Source organism: Nocardia yamanashiensis (genome assembly GCF_021183565.1).
GTDB lineage: Bacteria > Actinomycetota > Actinomycetes > Mycobacteriales > Mycobacteriaceae > Nocardia > Nocardia yamanashiensis.
Genome location: NZ_CP089226.1, coordinates 1170595 through 1186458, shown reverse-complemented (window position 1 = coordinate 1186458; position 15864 = coordinate 1170595). Strand labels below are relative to the sequence as shown.

Annotated in this window: 17 protein-coding genes; 9 read left to right on the top strand and 8 right to left on the bottom strand. The window is 67.3% G+C overall.

Annotation, left to right across the window (positions count from 1 at the left end):
* Positions 1–12: 12 nt before the first annotated feature.
* Positions 13–591 (top strand): TetR/AcrR family transcriptional regulator, encoded by a 579-nt coding sequence (locus tag LTV02_RS05625; protein WP_233038832.1) that lies wholly within the window; start codon positions 13–15, stop codon positions 589–591.
* Here the strand turns inward: LTV02_RS05625 and LTV02_RS05620 are convergent.
* Entirely contained in the window at positions 588–1469 is an 882-nt protein-coding gene (locus tag LTV02_RS05620) for an alpha/beta fold hydrolase (RefSeq protein ID WP_233038831.1), read from the bottom strand. The genes LTV02_RS05625 and LTV02_RS05620 overlap by 4 nt on opposite strands.
* Before the next feature lie 137 nt (positions 1470–1606).
* On the opposite strand from LTV02_RS05620, the gene LTV02_RS05615 reads away from it, so the two are divergent.
* Positions 1607–2257, top strand: coding sequence for a class I SAM-dependent methyltransferase (locus LTV02_RS05615; RefSeq protein WP_233038830.1), 651 nt, complete (start codon positions 1607–1609; stop codon positions 2255–2257).
* A gap of 52 nt (positions 2258–2309) precedes the next feature.
* On the opposite strand, the gene LTV02_RS05610 is transcribed toward LTV02_RS05615, so the two are convergent.
* Complete coding sequence (locus LTV02_RS05610; protein WP_408639336.1) at positions 2310–2969, bottom strand: M23 family metallopeptidase; 660 nt, start codon at positions 2967–2969, stop codon at positions 2310–2312.
* Between the two features lie 374 nt (positions 2970–3343).
* Here LTV02_RS05610 and LTV02_RS05605 point away from each other — a divergent pair, with 374 nt between their 5' ends.
* The 5 genes from LTV02_RS05605 (at position 3344) to LTV02_RS05585 (ending at position 8202) form a co-directional block, all read left to right on the top strand.
* Positions 3344–4702, top strand: coding sequence for a glutamine synthetase family protein (locus LTV02_RS05605; RefSeq protein WP_233038829.1), 1359 nt, complete (start codon positions 3344–3346; stop codon positions 4700–4702).
* Positions 4683–5426 (top strand): gamma-glutamyl-gamma-aminobutyrate hydrolase family protein, encoded by a 744-nt coding sequence (locus LTV02_RS05600; protein ID WP_332909560.1) that lies wholly within the window; start codon positions 4683–4685, stop codon positions 5424–5426. Before LTV02_RS05605 ends, LTV02_RS05600 begins: the two co-directional genes overlap by 20 nt.
* Complete coding sequence (locus LTV02_RS05595; protein ID WP_408639335.1) at positions 5423–6778, top strand: aldehyde dehydrogenase family protein; 1356 nt, start codon at positions 5423–5425, stop codon at positions 6776–6778. The genes LTV02_RS05600 and LTV02_RS05595 overlap by 4 nt, the downstream gene beginning before the upstream one ends.
* A 17-nt stretch (positions 6779–6795) precedes the next feature.
* Positions 6796–7560 (top strand): 3-oxoacyl-ACP reductase, encoded by a 765-nt coding sequence (locus LTV02_RS05590; RefSeq protein WP_233038828.1) that lies wholly within the window; start codon positions 6796–6798, stop codon positions 7558–7560.
* 90 nt (positions 7561–7650) lie between these two features.
* Entirely contained in the window at positions 7651–8202 is a 552-nt protein-coding gene (locus LTV02_RS05585; protein ID WP_233038827.1) for a dihydrofolate reductase family protein, read from the top strand.
* On the opposite strand, the gene LTV02_RS05580 is transcribed toward LTV02_RS05585, so the two are convergent.
* From LTV02_RS05580 to LTV02_RS05570, 3 genes are read right to left on the bottom strand one after another with little or no spacing between them, the layout of a single operon-like run.
* Complete coding sequence (locus LTV02_RS05580; protein ID WP_233038826.1) at positions 8187–9539, bottom strand: cytochrome P450; 1353 nt, start codon at positions 9537–9539, stop codon at positions 8187–8189. The genes LTV02_RS05585 and LTV02_RS05580 overlap by 16 nt on opposite strands.
* 25 nt (positions 9540–9564) lie before the next feature.
* Entirely contained in the window at positions 9565–10437 is an 873-nt protein-coding gene (locus LTV02_RS05575) for a UbiA family prenyltransferase (RefSeq protein WP_233038825.1), read from the bottom strand.
* A gap of 2 nt (positions 10438–10439) precedes the next feature.
* On the bottom strand, positions 10440–11222 hold the full coding sequence (locus tag LTV02_RS05570) for an SDR family NAD(P)-dependent oxidoreductase (RefSeq protein ID WP_233038824.1): 783 nt from the start codon (positions 11220–11222) through the stop codon (positions 10440–10442).
* Between the two features lie 258 nt (positions 11223–11480).
* On the opposite strand from LTV02_RS05570, the gene LTV02_RS05565 reads away from it, so the two are divergent.
* Both LTV02_RS05565 and LTV02_RS05560 read left to right on the top strand, forming a co-directional pair.
* Positions 11481–12719, top strand: coding sequence for an FAD-dependent monooxygenase (locus LTV02_RS05565; protein WP_233038823.1), 1239 nt, complete (start codon positions 11481–11483; stop codon positions 12717–12719).
* Between the two features lie 242 nt (positions 12720–12961).
* Complete coding sequence (locus tag LTV02_RS05560) at positions 12962–13750, top strand: SMP-30/gluconolactonase/LRE family protein (protein WP_233038822.1); 789 nt, start codon at positions 12962–12964, stop codon at positions 13748–13750.
* A 52-nt stretch (positions 13751–13802) separates the two neighbouring features.
* Here LTV02_RS05560 and LTV02_RS05555 read toward each other — a convergent pair whose 3' ends face one another.
* From LTV02_RS05555 to LTV02_RS05545, 3 genes are all read right to left on the bottom strand, one after another.
* Positions 13803–14552, bottom strand: coding sequence for a GNAT family N-acetyltransferase (locus tag LTV02_RS05555; RefSeq protein WP_233038821.1), 750 nt, complete (start codon positions 14550–14552; stop codon positions 13803–13805).
* 55 nt (positions 14553–14607) lie between these two features.
* Positions 14608–14973, bottom strand: a complete 366-nt coding sequence (locus tag LTV02_RS05550) for a VOC family protein (protein ID WP_233038820.1) — start codon at positions 14971–14973, stop codon at positions 14608–14610.
* Between the two features lie 89 nt (positions 14974–15062).
* The gene (locus LTV02_RS05545) at positions 15063–15779 is read right to left on the bottom strand and encodes an SMI1/KNR4 family protein (protein WP_233038819.1); all 717 of its coding nucleotides are present in this window, start codon (positions 15777–15779) and stop codon (positions 15063–15065) included.
* Positions 15780–15864: the final 85 nt, after the last annotated feature.

Here is a 15864-nt window from a genome sequence, read left to right as displayed (position 1 = left end):
AGGGAGGTGGGCATGTCGCCCCGGGCAGGTTTGAGCACCGAGCGGGTCGTCGCCGCCGCGGCCGCGCTGGCCGACGAGATCGGCTTCGAGAAGCTGACGCTGTCCGCGGTCGCCCGCAAGTTCGGGGTGAAGGATCCGAGCCTGTACGTCCACGTCCGGAATCTGCACGACCTGCGGGTGAAGGTGGCGCTGCTGGCGAGCGCGGAACTCAACGATCGGATCGGCGCGGCGGTGGCGGGACGGTCGGGGCGGGAGGCGCTGGTGGCCTTCGCCGGAGCGTATCGCGGGTACGTCCTGGAGTATCCGGAGCGCTACGCGGCCACCCAGATTCGGATGGATCCGGCCGAGGTGGCCGGGGAGCCCGCCTTGCTGCGCAGTATCGAATTGACCACCGCCATCCTGCGCGGCTATCACCTCGGCGATGCCGAGGCCCTGGACGCGGCGCGCCTGCTGCGCAGCACCTTTCACGGTTTCGCGACCCTGGAGGCCGCCGGTGGATTCGCCCACTCGCGTGCCACCGACGACACCTGGCCGCATCTCGTCGACGCGCTGCATCGCACGCTGTCGGACTGGCCGGCCTATTCCGCTTAGCCGCGCGTCTCGCCGGCGCGGATCGAGTTCAGGATGGCGGCGGCATGATCGACGAACATCAGATGCCCCGCGCCCGCCACGATGTTCAGGGTGTGATTCGGCAGCGCCGCCGCCAGCTGCCGGCCGTCGCCGACCGGGACATTGTTGTCGGCGTCGCCGTGCCAGATGTGCACGGGCACAGTGATATCCGCCAGATCGAAGCCCCACGGGCGTGCGAACAACAGCAGCGTGTCCACCGCCACGCCGCGACTGCCGCTCGCGAAAGCCTGAGTCAGATTGGCCTCGAGTTCGGCGGCCAAGGCGGGATCTTCGAGCCGGGTCCGGTCGACCGGGGCCATCTGGGCGATCAGGGCCGCGAGCCCGCTCGGCTTGCGGACCAGCGTGGACATGCGTGCCGCGACCGGGCGGGCGAGGAACGGGAACCGGTGCATCAATCGCAATCCGATACCGCGCTGGCGGGCGCTCTCACCCGACGCGGCGGCCTCGTGATCGAACGGGGCCGGTGCGCTGACCAGCACCGTCGCCGTGACCCGCTCGGGCAGCCCGTACGCGCAGGCCAGCGCGTACGGGCCGCCGCCGGAAACACCCAGTACCGCAAAACGATCCAGCCCGAGCTGATCGGCCACCGCCGCGACCGTTCCGGACCAATCGGCCACCCGTTCGCGGCGCGCCAGCGGCGACGCGCCGATACCCGGCCGGTCGATCGCGATGATCCGCATACCCGCGGCGGCGGCCGCCTCGTCGAAAGCCGCTGCCTCCACATGCGATCCGGGCAATCCATGACAGAACATCACCGGTTCACCCATCGAACTGCCGTATTCGGCGACGCCGACGGGACAGTCCGGCAGGGTGATCATCGACGGTGGAATCGAAGTCATGCCAGCAGGTTACGAGGCCACGAGCCTTCAGTTGCACTAGACACCGTACGAGCGGACAAGTCCGACCGGTGGCTTCACCGCCTCTCCCCCAATCCCCGGTTCACTGCGCAATCGAGACGGGCGGGCAAGATGGTCGAGTGCACGAATTGCTCGATGACGCCGGTCTGGAACAGTCTGCGGTGGTGGCCAATTCCGAGATGAACCGGGAACGGCGGCTGGCCGGTTACCGCCGCGAGCTGGGGTTCGATCCGGTGGCCTGGCTGGCCGCGCGCCCGGGACCACAGCGCTGGCTGGATGTGGGATGCGGCAGCGGGCTGGCGCTGTTCGAGGCGGCCGAAACACTCTCCGGGCGAGCCGAGATCATCGGATTGGATCTGGTGGGCTACTTCCACGGGGCGGCGCGGCCGGGCGTCGAGCTGGTGATCGGCTCGGTTCTCGACTATGCGCCGGACCGGCCGATGGATCTCGTGACCGGCGTTCACGTACTGCACTACGTGGGCGACAAACTGGGAGCGCTGAGCCGGATCGCGTCCTGGCTGACCGCCGACGGCCGGTTCACCGCCAACTTCGACACCGCCTCGGTACTGTGCGCGGACGGATCGCCGATCGGCCGGAAACTGAACGCCGCCCTGCGGGACAACGGGTTCCGATACGACTCCCGGAACCGGCGCATCGCACGGGACGGGCACGGCATACCACACTGGGAATTCGCCTACCTGGGCGCGGACGATCATGCCGGGCCGAACTACACGGGGCAGGACGGCGTCAACGCGCATTACGCGTGCTGAGAGGGCGAACCTGACAGGTACTGGCGGGCCGGGTCGTGCGGGTGCGGGCTGGTCAGTCCCGTTCGGGGCCCAGGGAAATGCCGCGGCTGGCGAGCCAGGGCAGCGGGTCGACCTTGTTCGCGCCGTTCAGCCAGACTTCGAAATGGCAGTGCGGGCCGGTGGAGAAGCCGCGGTTGCCGACCGTGGCGATCTGGTCGCCCGCCAGAACTCGCTGTCCGACGGATACCGTGGCGGTATCGACGTGCCCGTAGACGGTGATGGTGCCGTCGTCGTGCAGCAGCCGCACCCACATACCGAATCCGGAAGCGGGTCCGGCGCTGATCACGCGGCCGTCCTCGACCGCGTAGATGGGCGTACCGATCGGGGCGGCCACGTCGACGCCCAGATGTTCCACGCCCCAGCGGGCTCCGAAACCCGAGGTGAAGACGCCTTGGGCGAATTTGGTGAACAGCGGGCGCAATCCCGCCTCGGCGCGCGCCTGGTCGTCGGCGGCGAAATGCTCGCCATTGCGCAGGATGTCCTGGAACTGGGCGAGGTCCTCGACCGGTGCGGCGTCGAGGATCTCCGGGAAGTGCGCGTCGGTCCCGGCCGCGCTGGACTGCGGCACGGCCGCGATCTCCTGTGCCGCGGTATGGATCTCGGCTTCGGCCGCATGCTCCTGCAACCCGGCCTGCACCGCCGCCACGGCGGCGCCCGCGGCCACGGCCGCCATGACCGCTCGCCCACGCAACCGGCTCAGCGCCGACGGCCGCCGATGCGCGCCCCGGCGGCGCGCACCCCCGCCTCCGCGCCGATCGTTCCCTCCACCAGCCGACTCACCCCGGAAAGCATTGCCCTGCAACAGAACCGAACCCTCCTACGCCACACTCTCCGGCGATCGCCCGCGGCCCACCCGGCACAACCGACCGATCGCCCTCATCCGGGTGCAGGACCCTACCACCCGAACCTGTGAACGCCCGGACGCGCGACACGCGCACGGATCGCGGCAGCCGAACTGCGACCCGCCGGGAGACTCCTGGCCGATTCGGACACGTGCGGCCCCCGGTTCGCTTAGCGTGAGCGAGTTGCCGTCGAGAGGGGCCCTTGATGCGAACCGGGATGCTGACCGTTGCCGATCTGGTGCAGCGGGTCGAGGCGGGAATGCTGGACACGGTCCTGGTCGCCATGACCGACATGCAGGGCAGATTGCAGGGAAAACGTTGCTCGGCACGGTTTTTCGTCGACGAGGTGCTGAACCACGCCACCGAGGCCTGTAACTATCTGCTCGCGGTGGATGTGGAGATGGCCACCGTGGACGGGTTCGCCATGTCGTCCTGGGACACCGGGTACGGGGACTTCGTACTGCGCCCCGACGTGAGCACGCTGCGCCTGGTGCCGTGGTGGCCGGGCACCGCCCTGGTGCTGTGCGATGTGGAACAGGTGGGGGCCGAGGCGAAACCGGTGGTGGCCTCGCCGCGGCAGGTGCTGCGCGCGCAACTGGACCGGCTCGCCGAGCACGGGCTGTACGCCTATGTCGGGACCGAGCTCGAATTCCTGGTGTTCGACGACAGTTACGAGGCGGCGTTCAACGACGGATACCGGTCGCTGACACCGGCCAATCAATACAACGTCGACTATTCGATGCTCGGCACCGCGCGCATCGAGCCGCTGCTGCGCCGCATCCGCAACGAGATGGACGGCGCGGGCATGTACGTGGAATCGGCCAAGGGTGAATGCAATCCGGGCCAGCACGAGATCGCCTTCCGCTACGACGAGGCGCTGGTCACCTGTGACAATCACAGTATCTACAAGACCGGGGCCAAGGAGATCGCGGCGCAGGAGGGCCGCAGTATCACGTTCATGGCGAAATACAATGAACGTGAGGGCAATTCGTGCCATATCCACATGAGTTTCCGCAATGCCGCGGGCGAGCCGGTGTTCAGCGACGGCGACGGCCCCTCGGAACTGTTCCGGCATTTCATCGCCGGCCAGCTGGATTGCCTGCGCGAGTTCACCTATTTTCTGGCGCCGAACATCAATTCCTACAAACGTTTCCAGGAAGGCAGTTTCGCGCCGACCGCCGTCGCCTGGGGCCAGGACAATCGGACCTGCGCGCTGCGCGTGGTCGGGCACGGGGCTGGGCTGCGCCTGGAGAACCGGGTGCCGGGCGGGGACGTCAACCCCTATCTGGCGGTGGCGGCGACCATCGCGGCCGGGCTGCACGGCATCGAACAGCAGCTGCCGCTGGAACCGGAATTCCACGGCAACGCCTATCGCTCGCAGCGCCCGCGCGTCCCGCGTACGCTGCGGGAAGCGGCGGAATTGTTCGGCGAGAGCAAGATCGCGCGCAAGGCGTTCGGCGAGGAAGTGGTGCGGCATTACCGGAATGCGGCGCAGGTGGAATTGGATGCCTACGACGCCGCGGTGACCGACTGGGAGCGGGTACGTGGCTTCGAACGACTCTGAAATGCGGCGGCGGCCGGTGATCGGGCTGCCGACCTATGCCGAACGCACCCGGTTCGGGCATTGGGACGTGGACGCCGCGGTGCTGCCGCGCACCTATCCGGATATGGTCGAGCGCGCCGGGGGAATTCCGGTCCTGCTGCCGCCCATGGGTATTGCGCGGCCGGAATTACTGGAACGCCTCGACGGGCTGGTGCTGACCGGCGGGGCGGACCTGGAACCGGCGCGGTATCACGCGCAACCGCATCCGGCGACCAAGGGCACCCGGCCGGATCGCGACGAATTCGAATTCTCGCTGTTCGAGCTGGCGCGGAAAGCCGGGATGCCGGTGCTGGCGGTGTGCCGCGGACTGCAATTGGTGAATGTGGCGCTCGGCGGGACGCTGGTGCAGCATCTGCCGGACGTGCTGGGGCACACCGGGCACGGGCGCGCGCCGGGAGTCTTCGGGGTCACGACCGTCACGACGGTGCCGGGCAGCCGGGTGGCGGCCATCGCCGGACCGGAACTGGACGCGCACTGCCATCACCATCAGGCCATCGATGAACTGGCGGCCGGACTGGTGGTGTCGGCGCACGCGCCCGACGGCACCGTCGAAGCCGCCGAGACCAGCGAGGGACCGTTCCTGGTCGGCGTGCAATGGCATCCGGAGGAGAACGCGACCGACCACCGGCTCATGTCGGCGCTGGTGGAGCAGGCGGAAAACTATGGAAGGGAGCGGAATCGGTGACGCAGGTGTTCAATCCGGCGACCGAAGAGCTGGTGGCGACCGTCGCAGCGGCCGACGCGGCCGCGACGGACGCCGCCATCGAACGGGCGCAGCGGGCGCTGCCGGGCTGGCGGGCCGTCGCGCCGGGTGATCGGGCGCGGCTGCTGCGGCGGTTCGCCGAGGCGGTGGACGCCGACCTGGAGCGGCTCGCGGAGCTCGAGGTGCGCAACGCCGGCCACACCATCGGCAATGCGCGGTGGGAGGCGGGCAATGTGCGCGATGTGCTGCACTACAGCGCCGGGATGCCGGAACGCCTGCTGGGCAATCAGATTCCGGTCGCCGGGGGCGTGGACGTCACCTTCTGCGAACCGCTGGGCGTGATCGGCATCATCGTGCCCTGGAACTTCCCGATGCCGATCGCGGCGTGGGGTTTCGGGCCCGCGCTGGCGGCCGGGAACACGGTGGTGCTCAAGCCCGCCGAGCTGACCCCGCTGACCGCCATCCGGCTGGGTGAGCTGGCCCTGGAAGCGGGCCTGCCGGAGCACGTCTTCCAGGTGATTCCCGGGCGCGGTTCGGTGGTCGGGGCGCGGTTCGTCACCCATCCCGCGGTGCGCAAGGTGGTGTTCACCGGGTCCACCGAAGTCGGCAAGCAGATCATGGCCGGCTGCGCCGAACAGGTGAAGCGGGTGACCCTCGAATTGGGCGGCAAGAGCGCCAATATCGTGTTCGCGGACGCCGATATCGAGAAGGCCGCCGCCACCGCGCCGTACGGGGTGTTCGACAATGCCGGGCAGGACTGCTGTGCGCGGTCGCGAATCCTGGTGCAGCGCAGTGTTTTCGATCGCTTCCTGGAGCTGCTCGAACCGGCGGTGCAGGGCGTCAAGGTCGGCGATCCGGGCGATCAGGACACCGAGATGGGTCCGCTCATCTCCGCGGCGCACCGCGAACGGGTCGCCTCGTTCCTGGAGCCGTCGACGAAGATCGCCTTCACCGGCACACGTCCCGAAGGCCCCGGATTCTGGTTCCCGCCGACGGTGGTGCTGCCGTCCGGGCCGCGGGACCGGGTGCTGACCGAGGAGATCTTCGGCCCGGTCGTGGCGGTGCTGCCGTTCGACGACGAGGCCGATGCGCTGCGCATCGCCAACGATTCCGAGTACGGGCTGTCCGGCTCCATCTGGACCTCCGATGTGGGCCGCGCGCTGCGGGTCGCCCGCGGTGTCGAAGCGGGCAATCTGTCGGTGAATTCGCACTCCTCCGTGCGCTATTGGACCCCGTTCGGCGGCTACAAGCAGTCCGGCCTCGGCCGCGAACTCGGCCCCGACGCGGCCCGCGCGTTCACCGAAACCAAGAACGTCTTCATCGCCACCGACTAACCCGAGAAGGAGATACGTTGCAGCGCTTACAGGATCGGGTCGCGGTAATCACCGGCGGCGGCAGCGGCATCGGCCTCGCCACCGCCCGGCGATTCGCGGCCGAAGGCGCGAAAGTCGTCGTCGCCGATATCGACGCCACTTCCGGCGAGGCCGCCGCGGCCGAGGTCGGCGGTCTGTACGTCAAGGTCGACGTCACCGACGAGACCCAGGTGGAGGCGATGTTCCAGACGGCGGTGGACGCCTACGGCGGCCTCGACATCGCCTTCAACAATGCCGGAATCTCGCCGCCCGACGACGATTCCATTCTCACCACGGGGCTCGAGGCGTGGCGGCGCGTGCAGGACGTGAATCTCACGTCGGTGTACCTGTGCAGCAAGTACGCCATTGCGCACATGCTCGAGCGGGGCAAGGGCTCGATCATCAATACCGCGTCCTTCGTGGCCGTCATGGGCGCGGCCACGTCTCAGATCTCCTACACCGCGTCCAAGGGCGGGGTGCTGTCCATGAGCCGCGAGCTCGGCGTGCAATTCGCGCGGCAGGGCATTCGCGTCAATGCTCTGTGCCCCGGCCCGGTCAATACGCCCCTGCTGCAAGAACTCTTCGCCAAGGATCCCGAACGGGCCGCTCGCCGCCTCGTTCACATCCCGACCGGTCGCTTCGCCGAACCGGAGGAGATCGCCGCCGCCGTGGCCTTCCTCGCCAGTGACGACTCCTCTTTCATCACCGCGTCGCAGTTCCTGGTGGACGGCGGTATCTCCGGGGCCTACGTCACCCCGCTCTGATCCGGCACGGCTCGCCGGCGGTGGTGGGCCGTCGGCGAGTTCGCCCATCGCGAACCGATGAATCTCGCGCGCCCAGGAGGTCTACCCAGCATGAGGAAACTGATCTACGGGATAACCGTGTCTCTGGACGGCTACATCAACGATCGGGACGGCCGGATCGACTGGACCGAACCGGATGACGAACTGCACCAGTTCCACAACGACAGGTATCGCGAACTCGAGGTCGGGATACACGGGCGGCGGCTCTACGAGCTGATGGCCGACTACTGGCCGACGGTGCCCGCGGACGCTTCGCCGATCATGCGGGAGTTCGGGGAGCTGTGGACGAACAAGCCGAAGGTGGTGTTCTCGCGGACCCTGCCGGAAGTGCATTGGAACAGCCGGCTGGTGCGGGACAACGCGGTCGAGGAAGTGCGGGCGATCAAAGCGGACGGTGACGGGGTCATCGAGGTCGGCGGCGCGGATCTGGCGGCCTCGCTGATACCGCACAATCTCATCGACGAGTACCAGGTCTATATCGCGCCGGTGCTGCTCGGCGGCGGCACGCCGATGTTCCCGGCGCTGGAGAAGCGCATTCCGCTGCGCTTGGTCGAGACCAGGCAGTTCAGCACGGTGACGCTGCAGCGCTATGTCGTGGAGTGATTCGCGCGGCGGGTTGCTCGCATGCGCAGGCCTTTCGGGGCGTGGATCTGGGCGAGCGTGACCGCGCCGGGGCGGCTCGTTGCGGCGAGCCGCCAGCGGCGGGTGACGGTCGCCAGGGTCATCGCGACCTCGAGCAGGCCGAAGCGTTCGCCTATGCAATTGCGGGCGCCGGCGCCGAAGGGGAGATAGGTGCCGGAGCCGGGTTCGGTGTCGCGCCAGCGGTCGGGCACGAATTCGTCGGGGTTCGGGTAATGGTGGGGGTCGCGGTGAATCGTGTACGGGCTCAAGGCGACCGCGGTTCCGGGCGGCAGGCGATAGCCCGCCAGGTCGGTGTCCGTGGTGACGAGCCTGGTGACCAGCCAGGCGGGCGGGTACAGCCGGAGTGTCTCGGCGATGACGCGGTGCAGTTCGGGTAGATCGGCCAGAACCTGCTGTGTCACAGGGGTTTTGCCGTCCAGGACCTGGTCGACTTCTTTGTGCACTCGGTGCCGCACGTCGGGGTGCTGGTCGAGCAGTCGCAATGCCCAGGCCATGGTGCCGGCGGTGGTGTCGGCGCCGGCCAGGAAGAAGGTGAAGATCTGGTCGATCAGTTCGTCGTCGGACAGCCATCCTTGCTGCTGATCGGATGCGCTCGCCTGGAGCAGGGCCGACATGAGGTCGCCGCGATCCTCGCCGCTGTGCAGCCGGTCGGCGATCACCTCGCCCGCCGTCCGCCGCATTCGTTGTGCCGCTTCGGTATATCGGCGATTGGGTGGTACGGGCAGCCGAGTGAGTGCGGGCGGCAGGATCATCCGGCGGAAGAGTCCGCTGCCGAGCGCTTGCAGGTCGGCGGACAGTTGCCGGGTCACGTTCTCGGACAGGGAAGTCGAGAACATGGTGCGGGTGATGATCGCGAACGTCATCGCGGACAGTTCCGCGCCGATGTCGATGGTCTGCCCGTCGGTCCAGCCGGCGGCCATCTCCTCGATCGGTCCGGTCATCAGGTGGGTGTACGCGCCGACCCGATCGGCTTTGAACGCGGGCTGGCACAGTCGGCGTTGTCGGCGGTGTGCGCTGTAAGGGCAAGTGCCCAGACCGTTTCCGGCGATTTCGCGGGCGCGATCGTAGAACGGGCCGCCCTTGTCGAAGGTCCGGTCATCGCGGTAGACCTGCCAGGCGGCGGCGATATCCGTGGCGACCACGATGTGCTGCGGGCCCACCCGAATCCGGCACAGCGGTCCTTGCTTCGCCAGGGCGGACAACAGGCCCACCGGGTTTCGGAACAGTTCCAGGCCGTGCCCGACGAGCGGGCGGGACCCCGTCGCGAGGGGAATCCGGTCGACCGCTGCCAGGCTCATACCGACTCCTTGGTCCAAGGCATCTTCACAGAACGAGAAACGAGCACGCGAGAGTCCAGGTGTACCAATACCCGAACATTCGATAGGTCAGATGGTCCTGGCGGCTGCGGCGCAAGGTGACCACGCGGACGGCGATCGCCCCGCAGATCGCCAGTGCCACCGCTTGAATCCCCAGACCGGCTACCGGATGCGCCGACTCTCGGTAGATCGTCACCGCGGTTGCTGCGGGCAGCAGCGAGAAGCCCACCGCCACAAACCATCTCGTCGCACGGTCACCGAATACCAGCGGAAAGGTCCGGCGTCCCACCGCGGCGTCGCCGGGCTGGTCACGCAGATCCTGCAACGGCACCAGCACGGTCATGACGAGCCCGAACGTCGTGCACCACAGCCATCCGGTCTCGTTCAAGGGCCGCACGATCTCCCATGCGGCGGCCAGCTGTACGAACGTCCCGATACCCATGATCAGGTCCTTGCCGCACCAATGCCATGCCCAATGAAATTGGTTGTGCAGCAAGGTGACCGCCACCCAGGTGGCGGCCCAGACACCCACCCCCAGCCATAGCCCGTAAGCCAGGAAGGCCGACTCCGCCACGATCAGCCGAATCCACGCGCCGCGCCGCGAAACCAGTCCGCGCACCAATGGGCGATCCGGTTTGTTGATCCGATCCTCGGCCTCCCCCGCCAGCTGATTCCCGACCACGAACCCGTACAGGTAGAGCAGGAAATAGGGCACGGCCAAGACGATTCGCTCGGTTCGCCCCGAGGACACGGCGACCCCGATCGTCATGCACAACGGCGGCACCACCCCGGTGAACAGGTCATACCGCAAGAACCGACCGGTCAATCGAATCTCCCCGCCGATCCGCCCCGAAACCCCTGCTCGCTCGGTGACAACCATGCTCACACCTGCTTCCCCTGACGTCCCCCGAGCACCTTCCTGGCGACCAGCCCGCGCGTTGCGGCCGGAAACATCCGATGCACGGTCCAGATGGCCCGCGTCGCCCGATCCGGAAACGCCCACAACTCGCCTCGCCGCAGGGCCCGCTCGATCGAATCCAGCACCACCTCCGGCGCCACCCCCTTCCGCTCCCCGAACAATTCCGGCGCCGACGCCCGAATCGCCGCCAGCATCGGCGTCTCGACCATCCCCGGGCAAGCACACACCACCCGCACCCCCATCCCCGCACACTCCAGCCCCAGCACCTCCGCATACATGTGCACGGCCGCCTTCCCCGCCGCATAAGCCCCACCCCCGGGCACCGGAATCCACCCCCCGATCGACCCGAACAACACGATCTCCCCACCCCCACCCGCCCGCATCCCCGGCAACACCGCCCCCACCACATTCACCGTCCCGAAGTAATTCACCTCGCAAACCCCCCGAACCGCCCCCGAATCCATCTCACTCACAAACCCACTCGCAGCCACCCCCGCCGCATGCACCACCCGCCGAACACCCCCGAACTCCTCCACCACCCTCCCGATAACCGCCTCGACCGCCCCCGAATCCGTCACATCGCATCTGTAACCCCGAACCCCACCCACCTTCACCACATCCCGATCCACCCCCACCACCCGCCACCCCTCACCCACCAACCGCCGAGCCGCCGCCTCCCCCAACCCACTGGCCGCCCCCGTAACCAAAGCGACCCCCCGGTCCCCCACCCGCACTGCACCATTCATGACCACCCACCGACCCCGACGCCGAATCACGCCTACCGAGGATTACGTCTCAATGGTTGCATCCGGGCCTTCGCCGAACAGACGATTGCGCGAACAGGAATCGACGTTCCGGCAACCCGCCGCTGATCCGTCAAGAATTCGATTCCGGCCGTACCGATGATTTTCGCGGCGAGCGGCAGTCTGTATGGCTGAATGCACCGGGAGCGGTGGATCTGTGCTGGACGATTCCAGCGCGGGAGGAAACACATGGAGGCAGTGATGAGCGGCGACGAATCCACACGAGAGCAGGCGGACACGGCCGGTGAGCAGGGGGCGCGGTCGAACCCGCCTCGGGTGCTGGTGGCTGGAGCGAGTATCGCTGGTCCGGCGCTCGCGCACTGGCTGAATCGGCGGGGTGCCGAGGTGACCGTGGTGGAGCGCGCGCCCGAGTTGCGGCCCGGTGGGCAGGCGGTGGATGCGCGGGGCGTGGCCAAGGACGTGATCGAGCGGATGGGGCTCGATGCGACGGTTCGCGCGGCGTGCACCGATACCGCCGGCGCGTACACGGTGGATGAGAACGGCGAGGTGCTGGAGACGTTCCCGGCCGATGCGGACGGGTATATCGCGGAGATCGAGATTCTGCGGGGCGATCTTTCGCGCGTGCTCTACGACGACACCCGCGAGGATGTCGAATACGTCTTCGGTGACCGGATCGACGAGCTCACGCAGGATGCGAGCGGTGTGGACGTGGTTTTCGCCAGCGGCAATCGGCGTCGTTTCGATTTGGTGATCGGCGCCGACGGCCTGCATTCCGCCTTGCGCGCCATGGTTTTCGGCCCGCACGAGAAGTACCTGCGCCACCTCGGGCACGTGCTGGCCTTCTACAGTGTGCCCAACGAATTCGGTTTGGACCGTTGGCTTCTCGAATACCAGGAGTCCGGCCGCACCGCCTTGCTCCGCCCCATCCAGGACGCCACCCGCGCCATGTCCATGTTCTATTTCACCGCGGGCGAATTCGACGTCGACTACCGCGACATCCCCGCCCAGAAACAACTGCTCCGGGAACGCATGGCAGGCCTCGGCTGGCTGACCCCCGCCATCCTCGCCCACCTGGACGACACCCCCGACTTCTACCTCGACCAGGTCGCCCAGGTGGTCATGGACAGCTGGTCCAACGGCCGCGTAGCCCTCCTCGGCGACGCCGCCTTCAGCTCCTCCCCCATGTCCGGCCAAGGCACCGGCCTAGCCCTCGTCGGCGCCTACATCCTCGCCGGCGAACTCGCCTCCGCCAACTGGGATCCCGAACTCGGCTACGCCCGCTACGAAGACCGCATGCGCCCCTTCGTCGAAGCCAACCAGGAAATCGGCCGCCTGAACGCCCGCAGCCGAGACCTCCCCACCCCCGACTCCGAACCCGCCCCCGACTTCACCGGCGACTGGTTCATGGACCTCGTCGGCCGCGCCCTCAACGGCATCGAATTGCCCGACTACGCGGGGGTAGCCGACGCGAGGCGGTGACGGAGCCGCGAAACCTGTTTCATGCCAGCAATTTCCGCCAAGAGGATGGCGCCCGCAGACAATCGAACCCGTCTCGGACGGTCGTAGTTTGTTGCTGTTGACATCCGGCTGGGGAACGGAGAATTGGCATGAAGTTATCCGGGTGCGTCGGTCGTTGGGCAGTCGCCGCAGCGATCTTGCTCGCTGTGCCGGCGACCGCGCACGCGGAGCCAACCGTCTTCGAGGGCAACAACATTCCCATCGTGAATTGGACCGAGAATCTGGCGTTCGACGGACTGGGCGGCCTGTGGGTCTCGCGCGTCTCCGAAGCCCGGATCGCTCGATACGACGCGTCCGGCCGGGAAACCGCCAGCGTCACCGTTCCCGGACTGGGCTACGCCTCGCCCAGTGGCATCGTGCACTCCTCCGATGGACGCATGTACGTGGCGATCCCGTGGACACCCGTGCACGCGGCCGAGATCATCCGCTTCGACCCGGGTGTCCCGAACCCGATCGCGGAAACCTTCGCCACCGATCTCGGCCTCGTCATGGCCAACGGCCTCGCCGTCGACGACGGCGGCAACCTCTACGTCACCGACATGGCCCAATTCGGCATTACCAAGATTCGCGTCGACGGCACCGTCGACACCGCCTGGACGCAGGCGACGAAAAACTTGTTCGGCACCAACGGGATCGAAGTCCACGACGACGCCATCTACACCAGCGTCACCTTCGACACGACCAACCCGATCTACCGTGTGCCCCTCGACCGCCCGCAGGATTTCGAGCCCTACACCCGTCTCGGCTATGCCCCGCCCTTCCGCGCCCTCGACGACCTGACCATCACCCCGGACGGCACCATCTACCTCGGCGCCGTCACCTCTCCGTTCAGCGGCAACGTATTCCGCATTGATCCGACCAGCCACGACGCCACCGTCGTCTACTCCGGCCAACCGGTCACCAGCGTCCGCTTCGCCATCGAATTCGGCGCAGCCACCGGCGATCTGTTCGCCACCAGCATGACCGGCGACATTGTCCGCATCCCCCTGTAGAGACGCCGGAGCCACCCAGCAGCACCGTCTATCGACCAGCCCCGCGAATGCGTCACGCGTACCGGTCGACTCGGCCGACGGTGGTGAATCCGAGGCGGCGGTAGATCGATTCGCCGTCGGGGGAGGCGGTGAGAATTACTTGGTTGGTTCCGGATTCGAGGGCCAGAGCGAGGGCTCGTTCGGTGAGGGCGGTGCCTATCCCGCGGCCGCGGTGATCGGCTCGCGTGACGATGTGTTCGATCGATGCGCCCGCGGTGCTGGTCACCACGGCCGCGCAGCCGAGCGCTTCGCCGTGCTCGCGCCACAACAGGTAGCGGGTCGAAGCCAGGTCCAGGCCCTGACACAGGCCCGGTACCAACGCATTCGAATCGGGGATGCCCGACCAGACGGCCGCCCATTGGGCGAGGCCCGGCCTGTCGGTGACTTCCTCGATTTGCGCGAGGTCGGATCGGTGGAGTGCGAGGGGCGCGGTCTCGTCGTTGCCGGTGTGGACCATGAGCGGCTCGGTTTCGAAGTGGGAGAGACCGTTTCGGGTCAGCAGCTCGGGGAGCTCCGGCGGATCGATGTCCGGCCAGAAGTGCCATGACGAGGGGGTTTCGCCGAACAAGTCCCGCAGCCGCTTCACCTCGAGCGGCAGGTCGCCGCTGAGCCGCAGGACTCCGTTCAGTTCGTCGCTGGGGGCACCGGTTCGGAACCAGCTGGATGCGTCATCCGTGCCGGATTCGTGCGCTCGCACCAAATGCGTTGCGATATAGGTGGTTACCGCGTCGAGGTAGCGCTGCCGGTTGCCCGGTGAGGTCATCGTCCGTTCCTTCTCAGGGTGGGTGTGCAGGTGAACCCTAGCCGCGCATGGCGGGTCAGCTGCCCAGCGGCTCGATATGCGCCAGCACATTGATCACGGTGCCGCCCGGATCCTCGACGAAGAACCGCCGCACGCCCCACGGTTCGTTCGTGAGCGGATAGACGACCTTCGCTCCCCGCTGAATCGCCTCGGCGTAAGCAGCATCGACCAGGGCCGGATCGCCCATGTCGATCCCGAATCGCGGCGTGGGAGTTTCGGTTCCGGGCCGCAACACGATGACCTGCGCTGCCGGGTTATCGGGTGCGCGCAGCCCCAGCACGGGAGTCTCCATGGCGACTTCGAGTCCGAAGACGCCGGAATAGAACTCCGCGAAAGCGGCGGGATCGTCACCATCGATGTAGGGGTGGATGCGTTCGATCATGTGATGATCTTGGCGGGTGGGGCGCGGAGATCGCTTGTACGAATCGGAACAATCGGCGGCCTTCGCGCTCGGACCCGCTGAACCTCCGGTCAGCGAGCCGAGTGCATCGCGCGCGTGTAGAGGGCGTTGAAGAAATGCTCGCCGGGAGGCCCGAACCACGGGTACGCCTCGGGCTGGTAGCCGCCGGCATCGTCGTAATCCTCGTCGTCGTCTTCACCCTCGACGAGAGTCGATGCCGGCCAGCGTCCCGACCGCACCTCCTCCAGCAGGAAGCCCAGTAGGTCGGTGAAGCTGTCGGCGCAGACGAAATGCCGCTCCTCGTCGCGGCCGAAATTGATGATCTGGCCGGGGATTCCGCCGGTATCGGGATCGAGGTCCAGGCCGATGTAGTCCGAACGCGCCGGATCCGACCACAGGGGAATCCAGCCCGGCGAGCTGTAGAGCGGTTTGACGCGGCCTTCCGCACCGGGCATGACTTCGCCCATGGACTGAAGCTGTTCGATATTGGGGTCTTCCCGGATATCGACCCAGGCCGACCAGCACTCCAGGATCAGATGTGTCGACAGGAACGACAGGGTGGGGATGCAGGGCACCGCACCGTCGCCGCCGGTGGCGATATCGGTGGCGCGTTGGCCGTTGTGCAGTTGGAGAACCGCTTTGACGTCGTCCGGAAGGTGTTGGCCCAGTGCATGTTCGAGGTCTGCTATTTCCGTCGAGGTGGCGGGCGGAGCCAGGTTCTCGAACGCCAGCGGCACATTGGCTCGAAGCCAGTCGACATATTCTCCGAAAAGGGTGACCGCATCCACGGTCGAAATCTAGCAAGCGTTCGCTGGGTTGAGGCCACTCGATCGCGGGGGACGCATGCGGTTGCGCCGATAACTTTCCGGTCGT